This window comes from Bradyrhizobium sp. PMVTL-01, from assembly GCF_051861855.1.
Lineage (GTDB): Bacteria > Pseudomonadota > Alphaproteobacteria > Rhizobiales > Xanthobacteraceae > Bradyrhizobium.
The window spans coordinates 311,683-328,947 of record NZ_CP193982.1 but is presented as its reverse complement, the minus strand read 5'-3'; the positions used below and the strand labels follow the sequence as shown (position 1 = coordinate 328,947).

Below are 17,265 nucleotides of genomic sequence, written 5' to 3'. Positions count from 1 at the left end.
TCACATTGTCCCAATATAGCGTCTGACTTGACCGGCGGCCCGCCTAGCGGCCGTCGCACGCGATATCGAGGCCATCCCATGAACATCAAATTCTCCCGCCGCGGTTTCCTCACCACCGGCGCCGGCGCGCTCGGCGCCATCGCCATGCCCTATCTGTCGCGCGCGGCCGACCGGCCGGCGGTCACACATGGTGTGCAGTCGGGCGACGTCACCGTCGACGGCGGCGTGGTGTGGGCGCGCGCCGACCGTCCCTCGCAGATGCTGGTGGAGGTGGCGACGACCGAGTCCTTCAAGGACGCCCGCACGCTGCCGCCGATCGCCGCGCTGCCCGAGAGCGATTTCACCGCAAAGCTGCTGATCGAGAACCTGCCGGGCGGACAGGACATCTTCTACCGCGTCCGCTTCCGCGATCTCTCGCACAGCGCGATCGAGGGCGAGCCGGTGACTGGCCGCTTCCGCACCGCGCCGGCCGACCGCCGCGACGTCAGCTTCGTCTGGGGCGGCGATGTCGCCGGCCAGGGCTGGGGCATCAACCCCGACGACGGCGGCATGTTCACCTTCGCGGCGATGCGCAAGCACCGTCCGGATTTCTTCCTGCACTCCGGCGACACGATCTATGCCGACGGTCCCATTGCATCCGAAGTGAAGCTCGCCGACGGCAAGATCTGGAAGAACGTCACGATTCCCGAAAAGGCCAAGGTCGCCGAGACGCTGGACGAGTATCGCGCCGCGCACAAATACAATTTCACCGACGAGAACTTGCGCGCCTTCAATGCCGAAGTGCCGATCTTCGTGCAGTGGGACGACCATGAGGTGACCAACAACTGGTCGCTCTCCAAAGAGCTGCCGGCTGCCTACAAGGTGCGCGACATCTCGCTGCTCGCGGCTCGCGCGGGCCGCGCCTTTCATGAGATGTACCCGATGCGGGAGAGCATCACCGAGCCCGGCCGCGTCTACCGCCAGATCTCCTACGGACCGCATCTCGACGTGTTCGTGCTCGACGAGCGCAGCTATCGCGGCCCGAACGGCGCCAATCTCGAGACCGCCTACGGTCCCGCCAGCTACTTCCTCGGCCCCGACCAGATCGCCTGGCTGAAGCGCGGCCTTTTGAATTCGCGCGCGACCTGGAAAGTGATCGCCTCCGACATGCCGATCAGCCTGATCGTGCCGGACACGCCGCAGGGCGGCTCGGAAGCCATTGCGCAGGGCGACGGCCCGGTGCGCGGCCGCGAGTTCGAGATTGCCGACATCCTCCGCTTCATCAAGACGGCGCCGATCAACAACACCGTGTGGCTGACGGCGGACGTGCACTACGCCGCCGCGCACTACTACGATCCGAACAAGGCACAATTTCAGGAGTTCGAGCCGTTCTGGGAATTCGTCTCGGGTCCGCTGCACGCCGGCACTTTCGGACCCAACGCGCTCGACAACACCTTTGGGCCCGAGGTACGGTTCGTCAAGGCGCCGGGCAAGGACAGCCAGAACCTGCCGCCGTCCGCGGGCATGCAGTTCTTCGGTCACGTCAAGATCGACGGCGCGTCCGGCCAGATGACGGTGACCTTGCGGGACCGCGCCGATGTCGCGCTGTGGTCGACCACGCTCGATCCCAAGCTTGCGTGACGACCAATTCGGAAGCCGGATGGCGGTGAACCATCCGGTCGGCCGGGACGACAATTGCAGGCGCCGGTGCATTCTCGTTGCCGGAGCAGGCGGCAGGCGCGCAGGCCGCGGCGATCAAGACGATCTCGTCCCCGCCGCCGCTCCCGCACACATTCTTCAGGGGCGTCGACACCGACCTCGCCGAGCTCTGCATTCGCTCCGGCAATCAGGTCGTCAGGCGCCCCGCGCCTGTAGCGCGGCCTCAAGCGCCTCGCTGGAGCACGGCTTTTGCAGGCGCGGCTGGCCCGCGAGTTCGGGCGGAATCCGCGCGTCGGCACCGTAGCCGGTGACGAAGACGAACGGAATCTTCAGCGCGACCAGCCGCTCGGCGATTGCAAAGCTCGTCTCGCGGATCAGCTCGACATCGAGCAACGCGAAATTCGGCGCACGCGCCGCGATCTCGCTCAACGCCTGCGCGACCGACCCCACCGTGCGCACGCTCTTCACGCCAAATCCGAGCAGGCGGTCCTCGAAATCGATCGCAATGATCGGGTCGTCCTCGACGATCAGAACGTCGGCGGGTACATCGGACGGGCTGTCCGGGGGAGGAGGTATCATAATCCTGGCTATCGAGGGCTGCATGTTTTGTCCTTTAGGCAGCCCCGTCCCGACACCTGCGCCCAGCGCATCGAAGGGTTCCCGGAACGAAACTCACCACACAACAGTTTCCACGTCTGTCCACTTGTGCACACAGCCCGCGAACGGAACTCGCTAGTGTCGAAAGGAGAGCAGGGGGATCTACGATGGACGCGCGCACCATGGTTACCGAGATCGAGAGCCGGCCGGCCAACAATCTGTTGCGGCGCTTGAATGCGGCGGACTACGCCCTGCTCGCGCCTCACGTCACTGTTGAAGATTCGGCCGCGCACCAGTTGCTCTACAATCCCGGCGACGACGTCCAGGTCGTCCACTTCCCCTGCGGGCCGGCGCTCGCGACGTTTCTGGTGCCCAATGAGGATGGCCGCGATGTCGAGACCATCCTGGTCGGCCGCGAGGGCGCGGTGGGCGGCATCGTCAGCGAAGGATATCTGCCCGCGTACACCCGCATCTGCGTGAAGTTCGGCGGTCCCTTTGCACGCATTCATGTCGGCAAGCTCGAAGCAGCCAAGCTGCGGTCGACGTCGCTGCGTAACATTTTTGCCCGCTACGCCGACTGCATGCTGGCGCAGATATTCCAGTCCACCGCCTGCAACGCCATCCACTCGATCGAGCAGCGCACGGCGAAATGGATTTTGGCGGCGATGGAGCGCACCGGCGACGAGAGCAGCGTGCCGCTGACCCATGAGCAGCTCGCGACACTGCTCGGGGTCGGGCGCAGCTATGCCAGCCGAGTGCTCCAGTCGTTCAGGGCCGAGGGCGTGCTCGACACGCGGCGCGGATCGATCCTGGTCCGCAATCGCGACGGCCTGCGCCTGCGCGCCTGCCTGTGCAACGATGCCGTGAAGATGCACTTCGAGGAGGTGCTGCGCGGGGTGTACCCGACCGAGGAGCGGGAGGCTGGGTAGCGGTTATTGCTTCTTGCTTCTCGCCTTGCGGGAGAGGTGGCAGAGGCGGCTACGGCCGCCGTTCTTCAGAACGCCGAAGCAAAGCTTCGGCTATCGCGCCGGATGAGGGGTTCTCTCCGCGAACCCCACGGTTGTTTGAGTTCGTGGAGAGATACCCCCTCACCCAAATGAGCTTGTGGCTAATGGCGGAGCTGCCCTCTCCCACAAGGGGAGAGGGCACAAAAATGTGCCGCGCGCTTCTCGACGTCTGCCGTGCTATAATCCTTCTCGCATGAGCGGGGCTTTTCTTCACACGGTCTTCGACATCGCGGCGTGGCTGGCGGCGGCAGCGGCACTCTCCTGGCTGTCGCGGCGCGGCTTGCAGTTTCCGGCGCAATCCTTCGAGCTGCCCTATGTCGCCGCGCTGGTGTTCGGCGCCGGCCTCGGCGCCTATCTGTTCGGGTCCGCCAATCTGTGGCTCTCCGGGCAGAGCGGCATTGCGCGCTCGGTGGAGGGCGCGCTTGCCGGGGGCATCGTGGCGGTCGAGCTCTACAAATGGACCGCGGGGATCAGGTTACGAACCGGCGCGCGCTTTGCGCTGCCGCTGGCGCTCGGCATCGCGATCGGGCGGCTCGGCTGCTACTTCGCGGGCCTCGACGATTTCACTTACGGCACGCCGACGGCGCTGCCCTGGGCCCATGATTTCGGCGACGGCGTTCTCCGCCATCCCGTGCAGCTCTATGAGAGCGCGGCGATGGGCTTGTTCGCGCTTGCCTATGTGCTGGCGGTCTTGAACCGGAATACGTTCGCGATCACCAATGGATTCTACCTGGTGCTCGCCTGTTACGGAGCGCAACGCTTGCTGTGGGAATTCATCAAGCCCTACGGCACGCTGATCGGACCTTTCACCCTGTTTCACCTGCTGTCGCTGTCCATCCTGCTCTATGCCGCATTCATGCTGGCGACGGCGCCCAAAGCGAGACCCGTGCATGAACGTGCCGTTGCGTAAGTCGCGCCCCTACATCTTCTGGGGCCAGACCCAATCGCTCTGCGAGACCTGCCTGAAGCTGGCGCCGACCAAGATCCAGATCCAGGGCAACGAGGTCTGGTTCGAAAAGCGCTGCAGGGAGCACGGCGTCCAGTCGACGCTGGTGTCGACGGACGCCGCCTATTGGCGCCTGTGCAAGGATTTCATCAAGCCGGGCGACCGGCCGCTGCAATTCCAGCAGCGCACCGAATTCGGCTGCCCCTATGATTGCGGCCTCTGTCCCGACCACGAGCAGCATTCCTGCCTGGCGCTGATCGAGATCACCGAGCACTGCAATCTCACCTGCCCGGTCTGCTTCGCCGAATCCTCGCCCGCACGAACGAAATTCACCCCGCTCGCGACGGTGGAGAAGATGCTCGACGCGCTGGTCGCCAGCGAAGGCGAGCCCGACCTCGTGCAGATTTCGGGCGGCGAGCCGACGCTGCATCCGGATTTCTTCGAGATCATGGACGCCGTGCGCGCCCGCCCGATCCGCCACGTCATGATCAACACCAATGGCCTGCGCATCGCCCGCGACAAGGATTTCGTGGCGCGGCTGGCCGAGAACAAGCGCGGGCTGGAAGTCTATCTCCAGTTCGACTCGCTTCAGCGCGATGCGCTGAGCAACCTGCGCGGCGCGGATTTGCGGAAAATTCGCCAGCAGGCGCTGGAGCATCTCGAGCATTACGGCGTCTCGACCACGCTGGTCGCCACCATCAAACGCGGGCTCAACGACGCCGAGATCGGCGACATCGTCCGTCACGCGCTGACATGGAAGTGCGTGCGCGGCGTCACCTTGCAGCCGGTGCAGGATGCCGGACGCAACGAGGGTTTCGACAAGACCACCGACCGCATCATGCTGTCGGAGATCCGCAAGCGCGTGGTCGAGACCGGCGTGTTCGGCGACAAGGACATGATCCCGCTGCCCTGCAACCCCGAAAGCATCTCGATCGGCTATGGCCTGCGCAACGGCGAGAAAGTGCTGCCGCTGACCTCGCTGATTCCGCAGGAGCAACTGGTTGCGGTGATGCCCAACACCATCAGCCCGGAAAAATATCCGATGCTGCGGGAGAAGTTCGTCGATCTGTTCTCGCTGTCGTCAGGGCCGCTGAACACGAGCGAGCGCGTCTGCGAATTGCTGTGCTGCCTGCCGGGCTTCAACGTGCCGCAAGGGCTGTCCTACGAGAACGTCTTCCGCGTGACGATCGTGCAGTTTCTCGACCGCTTCAATTTCTGCGTCGGCAACGTCAAGCGCTCTTGCATCCATTTCGTGACCGAGCAGGGCGCGATCATTCCGTTCGACACCTACAACCTGTTCTACCGCAACGGTGCGATCGGCAGGATCCGCGCCGGGCTCGAAGGGCCGACGTATCGCGAGGCAAGGCAAAGCGAGGAGGCGCCACGATGAGCGACACGCCGCCGATTCTGCCGCCCGTCCGGACGCCCGGCGACGCCCGCAGCGGCTGCCTCACCGCGCTCATGGCGACTGCGGGGGTGATCCTGCTGCTTCCAGGTCTCTGCGCCCTGTTGGTCGGCGGGGCCTCGGTGATCGACGACGGCAAGATCGATTCCGACATCGCCCCGCTGGTCTTCCTGGGGCTGGTCGTCGGCATCGGGGGCGTCGTCCTGATCTGGGCGGCGATCAAGGGGGGAAAGGCCCCGACCCATCCCGGAACCCGGCCTTAAGCCCCGGGAATCCGCGGATAAAATTCAGTCAACCAACCGGCAAAGAACACATTGTTTTTTGGCGGTTTTTGCATATATTGCGCCGCAAACGCGTAAGGTGCCCGGTCGAGCTGACCGGGCTTCCTTTTTGGGCGAAGCAGGCCCCGTTTTCCACGTTTCCAGCGTTGTCCGTGAAGAGGTCCCGGTCTGACCGGCGAGATCGCGCTTAACCCATTGTTCGACCGCAAAGAAGCTCACACATGAACCTTCGCAACGTCGCCATCATCGCCCACGTCGACCACGGCAAGACGACCCTCGTCGACAAGCTCCTCCAGCAGTCCGGCACGTTCCGCGAGAACCAGAAGGTGACGGATCGCGCCATGGACTCCAACGACCTGGAGCGCGAGCGCGGCATCACCATTCTGGCCAAGGCGGCCTCGGTGCAGTGGAAGGACACCCGCATCAACATCGTCGACACCCCCGGACACGCCGATTTCGGCGGCGAGGTCGAGCGCATCCTCAACATGGTGGACGGCGCCCTGGTGCTGGTCGACGCCGCCGAAGGTCCGCTGCCGCAGACCAAGTTCGTGGTCTCCAAGGCCCTCAAGGTCGGTCTCAAGCCGATCGTCGTCATCAACAAGGTCGACCGCCCGGACGCGCGCCCGACCGAAGTCATCAACGAGGTGTTCGACCTATTCGCGGCGCTCGACGCCAGCGAGGAGCAGCTCGACTTCCCGATCCTCTACGGGTCGGCCAAGCAGGGCTGGATGGCCGAGAGCCCCGAGGGTCCGAAGGACAAGGGCATGGAGCCGCTGTTCGACCTGATCCTGCGCCACGTCGCGCCGCCCAAGGTCGAGGAAGGTCCGTTCAAGATGATCGGCACCATCCTGGAAGCCAACCCCTATCTCGGCCGCATCATCACCGGCCGAATCTCCTCCGGATTGCTGAAGCCGAACCAGCAGGTCAAGGTGCTGAACGCCGAGGGCAAGCTGGTCGAGTCCGGGCGCATCACCAAGATCCTGGCGTTCCGCGGCCTCGAGCGCACCCCGCTCGATGAAGCCGAAGCCGGCGACATCGTCGCGATTGCGGGCCTCACCAAGGGCACCGTCGCCGACACCTTCTGCGATCCGGCCGTCGAGGTGCCGCTGCCGGCGCAGCCGATCGATCCGCCGACCGTGTCGATGTCGTTCATCGTCAACAACTCGCCGCTCGCCGGCACCGAAGGCGACAAGGTGACGAGCCGCATGATCCGCGACCGTCTGCTCCGCGAGGCCGAAGGCAATGTCGCGCTGCGCGTCGTCGAATCCGCCGACAAGGACGCGATGGAAGTGTCCGGCCGCGGCGAACTCCAGCTCGCGATCCTGATCGAGACCATGCGCCGCGAAGGTTTCGAGCTCTCGGTGTCGCGTCCGCGCGTCGTGTTCCAGAAGGACGAGGCGACCGGCGCCACCATGGAGCCGATCGAGGAGGTCGTGATCGACGTCGACGAGGAGCATTCCGGCGTCGTCGTGCAGAAGATGAGCGAGCGCAAGTCCGAGCTGATCGAGATGAAGCCGTCGGGCGGCAACCGCCAGCGTCTGGTATTCTACGCGCCGACCCGCGGCCTGATCGGCTATCAGGGCGAACTGCTCACCGACACCCGCGGCACCGCGATCATGAACCGCCTGTTCCACGGCTATGCGCCGTACAAGGGCGAGATCCAGGGCCGCCGCAACGGCGTCTTGATCTCCAATGACCAGGGCGAAGCGGTGGCCTACGCCATGTTCAAGCTGGAGGACCGCGGCCCGATGATGATCGAGCCGGGCTGGAAGGTCTACAAGGGCATGATCGTCGGCGAGCACACCCGCGACAACGATCTCGAGATCAACGTGCTCAAGGGCAAGCAGCTCACCAACATCCGCACGACCTCGAAGGACGAAGCCGTCCGCCTGACCCCGCCGATCCGCATGACGCTGGAAAAGGCCCTCGCCTATATCGAGGACGACGAGCTCGTCGAGGTCACCCCGAAGTCGATCCGCCTGCGCAAGAAGCACCTCGACCCGAACGAGCGCAAGCGCGCGGAAAAGGCCAAGGAAGCGGTGGCGTAAGGCTACCGCTCTCGCTCCCGCCTTCGCTAAAGCTCCGGCGGGCCGAGCAGCCTTGTGGCCCCGGCGTAGCCTTGGCGGAGACGGGACCGGGGCATCCAGTACGCTGCGGCCTCGGCTCTATCATGGCTGCCTCTGGAATACTGGATCACCCGCTTTCGCGGGTGACGAGAGCCGACTCGCGGCGGCTTCAGCACTCTTCCCGAACGTGCTAGAGCCCTTCCATGCCCTTCCCCTCCTCCGTGGACGTCGCGATCATCGGCGCCGGTGCCGCCGGCCTCGGCGCGGCGCATGCGCTTGATGGCTCCGGCCTCTCGATGATCGTGCTGGAGGCGCGTAACAGGCTCGGCGGGCGGGCCTGGACCGTGCAGGCCTCGCCCGAGGTGACCTTCGACGTCGGCTGCGGCTGGCTGCATTCGGCGGACAAGAATTCCTTCGCGACGATCGCAAGGCAGCTCGATTTCGAGCTCAACAAGGACCTGCCGCCCTGGCGCGAGCGCGCCTACGGCAATGCCTTTCCGCAAAGCGAGCGCGACGATTTCATGCGCGCGATGGACGCGTTCTATGGACGTCTCTGGCAGGCCGCAAAAAAGGGGAAGGACGAGCCCGCGAGCCTCAGTCTCGAGGCCGGCAATCGCTGGAACCCGATGATCGATGCGATCTCGACCTATATCAACGGCTGCGAACTCAAGAACATGTCGACACTGGACTGGGACGCCTATCAAGACACGGGCCTCAACTGGCGCGTCCGCCGCGGCTATGGCGCCCTGGTTGCGGCCTATGGCGCGCCCTGCCCGGTGGCGCTGAACTGCAACGTGACGCTGGTCGATCATTCCGGCAAACGCATCCGCATGGAGACGTCGCAGGGCACGCTGGATGCCGGCAAAGTGATCGTCACCGTCCCGACAAATCTGATCGCCGATGAGGCGATCCGCTTCTCGCCGCCGCTCCCCGCCAAGGTCGATGCCGCAGCCGGCCTGCCGCTCGGCGTCGACGACAAGGTGACGCTGGCGCTCGAGGATGCCGAAGCCTTCCCGAAAGAAGGCAATTTGCGCGGCGCCACCATGCGCACGGAGATGGGCACCTATCACATCCGCCCGTTCGGCCAGCCCTGTATCGAAGGCTTCTTCGGCGGCAGCTTCGCCCGCGCGCTGGAAGATTCCGGCGAAGGCGCCATCGCCGCGCACAGCATCGACGAGATCACGGGCTTTCTCGGCAACGAGATCAGGCGCAAGCTGAAGCCGCTGTACGAGTCGCGCTGGGCACGCGATCCCTACGCGCGGGGATCGTATTCGCACGCGCTGCCTGGGCACGCAGGCGACCGCGCCTTGCTGGCCGCGCCCGCGGATGACCGGCTGTTCTTCGCGGGCGAAGCGACGTCGCCGACCTTCTTCACGACGGCGCATGGCGCGCGGGACAGTGGAGAGCGCGCGGCGAAGGAAGTGCTGGCGGCGCTGGGCAAGCCGTAGCACCACACTCCGTCATTGCGAGCGCAGCGAACCAATCCAGGATCTTTCCCCGGTGGAAGTCTGGATTGCTGCGCTGCGCTCGCAATGACGAACTACTCAATCACCCGCGCCCGCAGATCCGCGTCAGGCACGAAACACGCATCGTATTTCCCAAAAATGCGATAGCGGTTGCGCGCGATCAGGCTGTAGACGGGGTCCCGCAGCGGCTTCGGCACGGCCAACAGCATCCGCACCCAGCCCCAGCCGGGGAGTTGTGACAGCACCGTCAGCGCGGCATCCGACTTCATGAAGACTTCGCCGCCATGGACCACGGCGTTGGTATCGGGGTCGCCGGGGTCGATGCCGAATGTGCCCGCCAAACGCGCGCCATAGTCCGACTGGATCGGCGTGAAGCGAAACCGCTTCGCCGTGTCGCGCTTGGCGACGAAGCGCACCCAGCGCGAGCAGAAGATGCAGACGCCGTCGAACAGGATCAAATCGTCGTCGGGCCACTTACGCATCAGCTTCTCTCTCTTTGACGCGTTTCTTCACGCGAACCGGGATCCACTTCGCTCGAAAATTATCCAGCATCAGGAGCGCGACCGGCGCCACCATGGAGCCGAGCGAAGCCACAATGCCCGCCACGAGCGGTGCGGTGTCATGGTTTCTTGGTCGCCATTGGTTTCGACGGGTTCAGCGCACGTTCGAGCTCGGCGGCTGCAGCTTTCACCCCGGCTTCAGTCTCGATCATCCAGTGCCCTTCGCTGCCAACCGCAGGCAACACGCGGAAATCGACTTTGCCGCCCGTGCTGCGGAAGGCATCTGCCAACGACTTCGAGAATGCCGCCGCAAAATAGCTGTCATTGCTCGCGGCGAACCATGTGACGGGAATGCGCGCCGACCGGCCGAATTCGGTCGCCGCCGCCAGAAGCGCCTGTGGCGCACAGATCCGGTTCGGCTCGTCATTCGCGCGGCCGCCGCGCCCCGGCGCGAACGCGACGATGGCGGAAATCGCTTTTGGATCGGCATTGCTGAGCGCCAGCGCACCCCATCCACCGGCGGAATGGCCGATGACGATCGCGGCATCCTTGCGGATGAAATCCTGCTTGCGCACATGATCCAGCGCGAGCGAAATTTCTTCGGCCGTCGCACGGCCGGAACGCAGATAGTCCGGCTCGTCGCAGCCGCCCTGGTCTTCGACGTAACGGCCGCCCGTCGCACCGTGACCGAGCCGCTCCGGCACCAGCACGGCAAACCCGCGCGCGACGAGGAACGCCGCGAGCGCGCGGTATTCCGGTTGCGACATCTGCGCGCGACGCAACGCGTTCTGCGTCGAGGCATGCGCGATGACCGCAACGCGGAATGGACCGGCACCAGCGGGACGAAACAGCAGCGCATGCGCGGCGATAGCAGCGTCCGGCGAGGGCAGATTCCACGCCTGCCGGCGAAACGGCTCGCCTTCCGCGCCCGATGCACCGAACGTGACCTGAGCGCACAGAGGGGACGCGGTCAGCAGGGCCAGCAGAGGCAAGAGTGCAGGGATGTTGAAGAGCCGCATGAATGGCCAAAGGCGAGCACGGACAGCACCAGACTAGTAGGAACGAATCATTCTGGGCGGACTTTCTGCGTTGCAATTGCCGTTCATTGGTTGCTGCAACGCAGTTTTGCACCGGCGCGTAGCAGCCGGTTGCCGTTGAAGGCAGCGCCTTGTTCTCTTTCGGGACAACATGGCCATAATACTGATGCAGAAAGTCCACAGGTTAACCGATAATTAACGATAGGTCTTGCCGCCGGCGCGGCGACTTGGTTTGATCGCGTCCATGAGCACAACCCTGATCGAGGTCCGGCCGGCCAAAGCTGCAGATGCAACTGCGGTGGCATCGACCCATGACGAAGCCTGGCGCTCGGCCTATCAGGGCATCATTCCCGGCGCCGAGCTGGAGAAGCTGATCAACCGCCGTGGTCCGCAGTGGTGGGACAGCGCGATCCGCAAGGGCAGCCGCGTCAGCGTGCTGGTGTTCGGCGACAAGATCGCGGGCTATGCGAACTATGGTCGCAACCGCGCGCGCAGCCTGCACTTCGACGGGGAGATCTACGAACTTTATCTCCGTCCCGAATTCCAGGGTCTCGGCTTCGGCCGCCGCCTGTTCGCCGCAGCCCGGCGCGACCTGATGCAGAGCGGCCTGAAGAGCATGGTGGTGTGGGCGCTCTCGGACAACGATCCTGCGACCGAGTTCTACCGTGCCCTGGGCGGCCGCATGGTGGCGCGCTCCTCGGAGCGTTTCGGGCCGAAGTCGCTCGACAAGGTTGCCTTCGCCTGGACCAATTGAGCTGCTGAAGTCCAGCCGGTAGCGCTTTCCTTTCCCGCGATACCGCCCGCCCCTTGCGCCGGTGATCGCTGGATTCATTATTTCACAAAAACGCGATGGATTGGCGGGCCAAGCCCGCGTATGACAGCGCCAAAATCGCTGCCGGGCGCGATTTAACCTCGGCAACAACGGAGCCTTGAATGCGTATCGATGCGGTCTCGATCGGAAAAAACGTCCCCCACGACGTCAACGTCATCATCGAAGTCCCCGTGGGCGGCGAACCGATCAAGTACGAGATGGACAAGGAGGCCGGCACGCTGGTGGTCGACCGCTTCCTGTACACGCCGATGCGTTACCCCGGTAACTACGGCTTCATCCCGCACACGCTGTCCGACGATGGCGACCCCTGCGATGTGCTGATCATCAACACCCGCGCCATCATCCCCGGCGCCGTCATGAGCGTGCGCCCGGTCGGCGTGCTGTTCATGGAGGACGAAGCCGGCGGCGACGAGAAGATCCTGGCGGTGCCGTCGTCGAAGCTGACGCAGCGCTATGACAAGGTGAAGTCGTACTCCGACCTGCCCGACATCACGCTGCAGCAGATCCAGCACTTCTTCGAGCACTACAAGGATCTCGAGAAGGGCAAGTGGGTGAAGATCCTGCGCTGGGGCGGCCCGGAGGATGCACACAAGCTGATCCTCGAGGGCATCGAGCGCGAGAAGAAGAAGAAGGGCTGAGGCATCGGCCCGGACAAGGTTTGCTCCCTCGCCCCGTTCTTACGGGGCCGCGACGAGCTTCGCTCGCGCTGAGAGGGTTGGGTGAGGGGCTGCTTCTGCGAGCACGGTGACAGCTCTCTCGCGGAGAGTCCCCCTCACCCGGATTGCTTCGCAATCCGACCTCTCCCCGCAAGCGGGGCGAGGTGAAGAAAACCTACACCGCCGGCTTCGGCAGCCCTGCAATCGCACACGCCGCGCGGAGCGTATTCACCAGGAGACATGCCACCGTCATCTGGCCGACGCCGCCCGGCACCGGCGTGATGGCACCGGCCACGCCGAGCGCTTCCTGGTAGGCGACGTCGCCGACGAGGCGCGTCTTGCCATCCTCCTTCGGGATCCGGGTGATGCCGATGTCGATCACGGTTGCACCGGGCTTCAGCCAGTCGCCGCGCACCATCTCGGCCTTGCCGACGGCGGCGTAGACCAGGTCGGCCCGCTTCACCAGGCCGGGCAGATCGCGCGAGCGCGAATGCGCGATCGTCACCGTGGCATTCTCGTTCAACAGCAACTGCACCAGTGGACGGCCGACCAGGTTGGAGCGGCCGATGACGATGGCGTTCATGCCTTCGAGTGAGGCGTGCACGCTCTTGGTCAAAATGATCGAGCCCAGCGGCGTGCAGGGCGAGAGCGCTTCGAAACCGGCGGCGAGACGACCGGCATTGTTCGGATGCAGGCCGTCGACGTCCTTGGCGGGATCGATGGCGTTGATGACGGCCTCGGTGTTCAGCCCCTTCGGCAGCGGCAGCTGCACGAGAATGCCGTGCACGGCAGGATCGCGGTTGAGTTTCGCGACGACGGCCAGCAAGTCCGCCTGCGAGACGTCGGCCGGCAGCCTGTGCTCGAACGAGGCCATGCCCGCAGCCTGGGTCTGGGTGTGCTTGGAGCGGACATAGACCTCGCTGGCGGGGTCGTTGCCGACCAGCACCACCGCCAGGCCCGGCACCAGATTGTGCTCGCGCTTGACCCGGGCGACTTCGTCGGCGACGCGGGCGCGGAGTTCCGCGGCGATGACTTTTCCATCGATGATCTCAGCGGTCATGTCAGTTCCTCAGTCTGTCGATTTGTCGTCCGCTGCTTTGGCCTGGACGAGCCGGCGCAGGGCTTCGCCCAGCCGCGCCGGATCGCCGTCGACCGCGATCTGCTTCAGCCGAGACGTCGCCCCCGACAGGAGCCTGACGCTGGCCTTGGGCACGCCAAGCGACTTCGCCAGCAGCACCAGAACGGCCTTGTTGGCCTCGCCGCCATCGGCAATGGCACGCACCCGCACCTTGAGCACGCTGCGGCCATCGGCCAGTTGCTCGATCCCGTCGATGTCGTCGCGGCCGCCGCGCGGCGTCACCCGCAGCGCGATGCTGATTCCCGAGGCCGCGTAACGCCAGGGTTCCTTGCCAGCCTCTTTCGCGATCAAAGGGCTCCAGCCTGCTCAGATCACGTTCGGGTAGATGTAGTACAGGATCACCCGCTCGATGAACATGATGATCAGGATCAGGATGATCGGCGAGATGTCGAGACCGCCAAGGCTGGGCAGGAAATTGCGAATCGGCGCCAGTAGCGGCTCGGTGATCCGGTACAGGAACTCAGCCACCGCCGACACGAACTGGTTACGCGTGTTCACGACGTTGAAGGCGATCAGCCAGGACAGGATCGCGGAGGCGATCAGCAGCCAGACGTAGAGGTCGAGCACGATGATGACGATGTCGAGAACGGCACGCATGGCTTTTGAGGCCTCTGGCTTATGAAAAACTCTGGCTTGGTCGGGAGTGACGCCTTTTGCTAGATATCGGTTCCCCCCGGCCCAAACAAGTCAAGTTCGGGCAGCGAAATGGCTAAAAGCGGGTTACACCCGTCCTTGACTTGACCTTGGCAGGGACTTAAATGGCGCCCGGTTGTCGGCCGCGTTCACCAGAGCGGTCAGCAAAAGGGGCCATAGCTCAGCTGGGAGAGCGCGTCGTTCGCAATGACGAGGTCGGCGGTTCGATCCCGCCTGGCTCCACCAGCCTTCGCAGGCTACGCCTGCTTCGGCTCGGCAAGCCGCTTCGTAGCGAAGGCTGCCGCGCCGTAGCCCGAAGGGCGACGCGGCTCCCTCGAATCCCCTACCTGCCCGTAAATCTTGGCGGCCGCTTCTCCATGAAGCTTGCCACGCCCTCGCGGAAGTCGCTGCCGGCCAACGCCACCATCATCTCCCTGTTGGCCTCGATCGTTGCCTCCGCCAGCGTCTGGAACGGGACCTCGTAGAGCTGGCGCTTGATCACGGCCATCGCGCTGGGCGAGACGAAATCGGCGAGATCGCGCGCATAGGCATAGGTCTCCTCGCGCAGCTTCTCGGGCGAACAGAGCCGGTTGACGAGTCCGATGCGCAGAGCCTCGTCGCTCGACACGCGGCGCGCCGAGAGCAACAGGTCCATCGCGTTGGCGTGGCCGACGATGCGCGGCAGCATCCAGCTGATGCCATGCTCGGCGATCAGTCCGCGCCGCGCGAAGGCCGTGGTGAACACGGTGTTGTCGGCGGCAAAGCGCAAATCGCAATAGAGCGCGTGGACGAGACCAATGCCGGCGGTCGCGCCGTTGAGCATGGCGATGACGGGCTTTTTGATCGATGGATAGAAGCCGTAGCGCGTCTGCCAGTCGGGCCGACGGTTCATGTCGAACGGCGGCAAATTCGATGCGCGCCTGACGTCATCGGGATCGAGGCCCTTCAGTGCATCCATGTCGGCACCGGCACAGAAGGCGCGGCCCGCGCCTGTCAGCACGATGACACGGACATTGTCGTCGGCGTTCGAGGTTTCCATTGCATGACGCACGTCGCGCTCCATGATCGGCGTCCAGGCATTCATGCGATCGGGGCGATTGAGCGTGATGGTCGCGATCCTGTCGCTCACCCCATAGAGAATGTGTTCGTAGGCCACGGCGCTCTCCCATTATCTGCCGGCACGCGTCTGCGCGCGCTCGTTGTCAGCGAGCCTAGCATATCCAGCGATGAGCCAAGGACTTGCGCCAAGGCCTTGTGCGAAGGACCTGCGTTAAGGCGCGGGTTACTCGGCGGCTTGCGCCAGCACCGGCCGGCGCGCCAGCCAGCCGTCGATGAAATGATCGAGCCAGGCGCGTTCCGCCGCATCATAGACGGCACGGTCGGCAAAGTGATGGTGCCGCTCGCGCGCGCCGGGAGCACTGAGGCCATCGTAGCCGCGCGTGGTCCAGCAATGCATCATCGCGTAGGTCACGTCAGGATGGAACTGCACGCCGAAGGCATTGCCGGCGCGATAGGCCTGGACGGGAAAGTCATCGCCTTCCGCAAGCAGTTCGGCACCGGCGGGCAACGTGAAGCCCTCGCGGTGCCAGTGATAGACCTGCGCCGGCCAGTCCGGGCAGAGCGCGTGTCCCGCCGCCGTCGGGCGGATGGGGTAATAGCCGATCTGGGTCAGCGCCTCCGCATGCGGCGCGACGCGGGCCCCGAGCTGCATCGCCAGCATCTGCGCGCCCAGGCAGATGCCGAGGAACGGCCGCTGTTCGCGCAGCGGAATTTCGATCCAGTCAATCTCGCGACGGATGTAGTCGTCAGGATCGTTGGCGCTCATCGGGCCGCCGAAGAACACGGCGCCGGCATGCTGGTCGAGGGTTTCGGGCAGGGGATCGCCGAAGCGGGGACGGCGGATGTCGAGGCGATGGCCGAGCGCGCGCAGCGCATTGCCGACGCGGCCGGGTGTCGAGGATTCCTGGTGCAGGACGATCAGGACCGGCAGCCGGTTTTCGGAGGCGGCGGCGTTCGGCGCCCTGTTTCGGAAGGGCACCACTTCTGCGCCACCAAACCTGTCCGTCCGGAACGACATGGCCTCTGCGAGTGCTATCAGTTCAGACCGCCAGCATAGCTAAGCGATGGTTAACATCGTGTGAGTTTGCGCACACACGCTTCCTGGACTGAAGCAAGCTCCGGGCCACTAGGGACGTTCAGAATTGCCTCAGCGTCGCTGCCGCTGGAACCGGCTGGTGGCCCACAGGATGAAGCTGCGCGGAAAGAACCGCAGCGCGAATGGCACAATCTTGATGCCGAGACCTGGCAGCACTGCCCGTTTGTTGGCCATCAGGCCCTGATAGGCCTGCCTGGCAACATCGGGCGCCGACACGTTGAGAAGCGCGGTATTGTGCCCGGATCCCACGCCGGCACGCGCCTGGAATTCGGTGGGCACCGGCCCCGGGCAAAGGACGGTGACACGAACGCCGCGCGGCGCGAGCTCCGCCCGCAGCGCCTCGGTGAGGGAAATCACATAGGCCTTGGAGGCGTAGTAGACGGCCATGCCCGGGCCGGGCAGAAAGCCGGCGACCGATCCGACATTCAGAAGTCCGCCCTTGTTCCTGACGAGCTGATCGGCAAAGCGCAGCGACAGATCCGTCAATGCCCGCACGTTGACATCGACGATGCCGACCTGCTCGGCGCGGTCACACTCGACGGCATCGCCGAACACACCGAAGCCGGCATTGTTGACGAGATGATCGAGCTCGACGCCCTCGGCTTTGAGCGCTGCGGCGATCTTGTCGCCGGCGCCGGCGTCCTGAAGATCGCAGGCGATCACGATCGGCTTCTTGCCGCCCTTGGCGGCGAGCTCGCTGGCGAGCGCCTCCAGCCGGTCGGCCCGCCGCGCCGTAAGCGCTACGCGATGTCCGTTGGCGGCGAACACACGCGCCAGCTCCGTCCCAATGCCCGCCGAGGCGCCGGTGATCAACGTTACCCGCTCAGTCACGATCGATGTCTCTTGAATTGAAGTTTTGTGTTCCCGCAATCGCGGAACGAGAGCATAGGCCGTGCGCGACAGGCAAG

Annotated in this window: 18 protein-coding genes and 1 tRNA gene; 10 read left to right on the top strand and 9 right to left on the bottom strand. The window is 64.8% G+C overall.

Annotation, left to right across the window (positions count from 1 at the left end):
* Nucleotides 1–78: 78 nt before the first annotated feature.
* A complete protein-coding gene (locus ACRQ5Q_RS01540) occupies nt 79–1,620 on the top strand; it encodes an alkaline phosphatase D family protein (protein WP_439395709.1) in 1,542 nt (513 codons plus the stop codon).
* A gap of 213 nt (nt 1,621–1,833) precedes the next feature.
* On the opposite strand, the gene ACRQ5Q_RS01535 is transcribed toward ACRQ5Q_RS01540, so the two are convergent.
* Nucleotides 1,834–2,217, bottom strand: coding sequence for a response regulator (locus ACRQ5Q_RS01535; RefSeq protein WP_439372275.1), 384 nt, complete (start codon nt 2,215–2,217; stop codon nt 1,834–1,836).
* Nucleotides 2,218–2,402: 185 nt separating this feature from the next.
* Here ACRQ5Q_RS01535 and ACRQ5Q_RS01530 point away from each other — a divergent pair, with 185 nt between their 5' ends.
* The 6 genes from ACRQ5Q_RS01530 to ACRQ5Q_RS01505 all read left to right on the top strand — a co-directional run bounded on the left by ACRQ5Q_RS01530 (nt 2,403) and on the right by ACRQ5Q_RS01505 (nt 9,388).
* Nucleotides 2,403–3,164: a Crp/Fnr family transcriptional regulator gene (locus ACRQ5Q_RS01530; protein WP_439372276.1), complete on the top strand. Its 762-nt coding sequence runs from the start codon at nt 2,403–2,405 to the stop codon at nt 3,162–3,164.
* Between the two features lie 271 nt (nt 3,165–3,435).
* On the top strand, nt 3,436–4,152 hold the full coding sequence (locus ACRQ5Q_RS01525) for a prolipoprotein diacylglyceryl transferase (protein WP_439395707.1): 717 nt from the start codon (nt 3,436–3,438) through the stop codon (nt 4,150–4,152).
* Entirely contained in the window at nt 4,133–5,578 is a 1,446-nt protein-coding gene (locus tag ACRQ5Q_RS01520) for a radical SAM protein (RefSeq protein WP_439395705.1), read from the top strand. Before ACRQ5Q_RS01525 ends, ACRQ5Q_RS01520 begins: the two co-directional genes overlap by 20 nt.
* Nucleotides 5,575–5,856, top strand: coding sequence for a hypothetical protein (locus ACRQ5Q_RS01515; RefSeq protein WP_439372279.1), 282 nt, complete (start codon nt 5,575–5,577; stop codon nt 5,854–5,856). The genes ACRQ5Q_RS01520 and ACRQ5Q_RS01515 overlap by 4 nt, the downstream gene beginning before the upstream one ends.
* A 239-nt stretch (nt 5,857–6,095) precedes the next feature.
* On the top strand, nt 6,096–7,922 hold the full coding sequence (typA, locus tag ACRQ5Q_RS01510; protein ID WP_439372281.1) for a translational GTPase TypA: 1,827 nt from the start codon (nt 6,096–6,098) through the stop codon (nt 7,920–7,922).
* 221 nt (nt 7,923–8,143) lie between these two features.
* Nucleotides 8,144–9,388 (top strand): flavin monoamine oxidase family protein, encoded by a 1,245-nt coding sequence (locus ACRQ5Q_RS01505; protein ID WP_439395703.1) that lies wholly within the window; start codon nt 8,144–8,146, stop codon nt 9,386–9,388.
* Nucleotides 9,389–9,480: 92 nt separating this feature from the next.
* Here the strand turns inward: ACRQ5Q_RS01505 and ACRQ5Q_RS01500 are convergent, their stop codons facing one another.
* Both ACRQ5Q_RS01500 and ACRQ5Q_RS01495 read right to left on the bottom strand, forming a co-directional pair.
* Nucleotides 9,481–9,888, bottom strand: a complete 408-nt coding sequence (locus tag ACRQ5Q_RS01500; RefSeq protein WP_439395701.1) for a thiol-disulfide oxidoreductase DCC family protein — start codon at nt 9,886–9,888, stop codon at nt 9,481–9,483.
* Nucleotides 9,889–10,025: 137 nt separating this feature from the next.
* A complete protein-coding gene (locus tag ACRQ5Q_RS01495; protein ID WP_439395699.1) occupies nt 10,026–10,925 on the bottom strand; it encodes an alpha/beta hydrolase family protein in 900 nt (299 codons plus the stop codon).
* A gap of 262 nt (nt 10,926–11,187) precedes the next feature.
* Between ACRQ5Q_RS01495 and ACRQ5Q_RS01490 the strand changes: the two genes are divergently transcribed.
* Nucleotides 11,188–11,697: a GNAT family N-acetyltransferase gene (locus ACRQ5Q_RS01490; protein WP_008136728.1), complete on the top strand. Its 510-nt coding sequence runs from the start codon at nt 11,188–11,190 to the stop codon at nt 11,695–11,697.
* A 179-nt stretch (nt 11,698–11,876) separates the two neighbouring features.
* On the top strand, nt 11,877–12,413 hold the full coding sequence (gene ppa, locus ACRQ5Q_RS01485) for an inorganic diphosphatase (protein WP_247299836.1): 537 nt from the start codon (nt 11,877–11,879) through the stop codon (nt 12,411–12,413).
* A 193-nt stretch (nt 12,414–12,606) separates the two neighbouring features.
* Here ppa and ACRQ5Q_RS01480 read toward each other — a convergent pair whose 3' ends face one another.
* The 3 genes from ACRQ5Q_RS01480 to ACRQ5Q_RS01470 are packed head-to-tail and all read right to left on the bottom strand — an operon-like array spanning nt 12,607 to nt 14,166.
* Entirely contained in the window at nt 12,607–13,491 is an 885-nt protein-coding gene (locus ACRQ5Q_RS01480) for a bifunctional methylenetetrahydrofolate dehydrogenase/methenyltetrahydrofolate cyclohydrolase (RefSeq protein WP_439372285.1), read from the bottom strand.
* Nucleotides 13,492–13,500: 9 nt separating this feature from the next.
* A complete protein-coding gene (locus ACRQ5Q_RS01475) occupies nt 13,501–13,860 on the bottom strand; it encodes a DUF167 domain-containing protein (RefSeq protein ID WP_439372286.1) in 360 nt (119 codons plus the stop codon).
* A gap of 15 nt (nt 13,861–13,875) precedes the next feature.
* Entirely contained in the window at nt 13,876–14,166 is a 291-nt protein-coding gene (locus ACRQ5Q_RS01470) for a YggT family protein (protein ID WP_018645113.1), read from the bottom strand.
* A 206-nt stretch (nt 14,167–14,372) separates the two neighbouring features.
* On the opposite strand from ACRQ5Q_RS01470, the gene ACRQ5Q_RS01465 reads away from it, so the two are divergent.
* Nucleotides 14,373–14,448 (top strand) — tRNA-Ala (locus tag ACRQ5Q_RS01465).
* A gap of 97 nt (nt 14,449–14,545) precedes the next feature.
* On the opposite strand, the gene ACRQ5Q_RS01460 is transcribed toward ACRQ5Q_RS01465, so the two are convergent.
* The 3 genes from ACRQ5Q_RS01460 to ACRQ5Q_RS01450 form a co-directional block, all read right to left on the bottom strand.
* Entirely contained in the window at nt 14,546–15,358 is an 813-nt protein-coding gene (locus ACRQ5Q_RS01460; RefSeq protein WP_439395697.1) for an enoyl-CoA hydratase, read from the bottom strand.
* Nucleotides 15,359–15,484: 126 nt separating this feature from the next.
* On the bottom strand, nt 15,485–16,279 hold the full coding sequence (locus tag ACRQ5Q_RS01455) for a glutamine amidotransferase (RefSeq protein ID WP_439395695.1): 795 nt from the start codon (nt 16,277–16,279) through the stop codon (nt 15,485–15,487).
* 129 nt (nt 16,280–16,408) lie between these two features.
* Nucleotides 16,409–17,188 (bottom strand): SDR family NAD(P)-dependent oxidoreductase, encoded by a 780-nt coding sequence (locus ACRQ5Q_RS01450; protein WP_439372288.1) that lies wholly within the window; start codon nt 17,186–17,188, stop codon nt 16,409–16,411.
* Between the last annotated feature and the right edge of the window lie 77 nt (nt 17,189–17,265).

Bases quoted from the DNA above. Each gene is read 5' to 3' on its own strand.
- ACRQ5Q_RS01540 (WP_439395709.1), top strand. From the start codon at position 79: ATGAACATCAAATTCTCCCGCCGCGGTTTCCTCACCACCGGCGCCGGC.
- ACRQ5Q_RS01535 (WP_439372275.1), bottom strand. From the start codon at position 2,217: ATGATACCTCCTCCCCCGGACAGCCCGTCCGATGTACCCGCCGACGTT.
- ACRQ5Q_RS01530 (WP_439372276.1), top strand. From the start codon at position 2,403: ATGGACGCGCGCACCATGGTTACCGAGATCGAGAGCCGGCCGGCCAAC.
- ACRQ5Q_RS01525 (WP_439395707.1), top strand. From the start codon at position 3,436: ATGAGCGGGGCTTTTCTTCACACGGTCTTCGACATCGCGGCGTGGCTG.
- ACRQ5Q_RS01520 (WP_439395705.1), top strand. From the start codon at position 4,133: ATGAACGTGCCGTTGCGTAAGTCGCGCCCCTACATCTTCTGGGGCCAG.
- ACRQ5Q_RS01515 (WP_439372279.1), top strand. From the start codon at position 5,575: ATGAGCGACACGCCGCCGATTCTGCCGCCCGTCCGGACGCCCGGCGAC.
- typA (WP_439372281.1), top strand. From the start codon at position 6,096: ATGAACCTTCGCAACGTCGCCATCATCGCCCACGTCGACCACGGCAAG.
- ACRQ5Q_RS01505 (WP_439395703.1), top strand. From the start codon at position 8,144: ATGCCCTTCCCCTCCTCCGTGGACGTCGCGATCATCGGCGCCGGTGCC.
- ACRQ5Q_RS01500 (WP_439395701.1), bottom strand. From the start codon at position 9,888: ATGCGTAAGTGGCCCGACGACGATTTGATCCTGTTCGACGGCGTCTGC.
- ACRQ5Q_RS01495 (WP_439395699.1), bottom strand. From the start codon at position 10,925: ATGCGGCTCTTCAACATCCCTGCACTCTTGCCTCTGCTGGCCCTGCTG.
- ACRQ5Q_RS01490 (WP_008136728.1), top strand. From the start codon at position 11,188: ATGAGCACAACCCTGATCGAGGTCCGGCCGGCCAAAGCTGCAGATGCA.
- ppa (WP_247299836.1), top strand. From the start codon at position 11,877: ATGCGTATCGATGCGGTCTCGATCGGAAAAAACGTCCCCCACGACGTC.
- ACRQ5Q_RS01480 (WP_439372285.1), bottom strand. From the start codon at position 13,491: ATGACCGCTGAGATCATCGATGGAAAAGTCATCGCCGCGGAACTCCGC.
- ACRQ5Q_RS01470 (WP_018645113.1), bottom strand. From the start codon at position 14,166: ATGCGTGCCGTTCTCGACATCGTCATCATCGTGCTCGACCTCTACGTC.
- ACRQ5Q_RS01455 (WP_439395695.1), bottom strand. From the start codon at position 16,279: ATGTCGTTCCGGACGGACAGGTTTGGTGGCGCAGAAGTGGTGCCCTTC.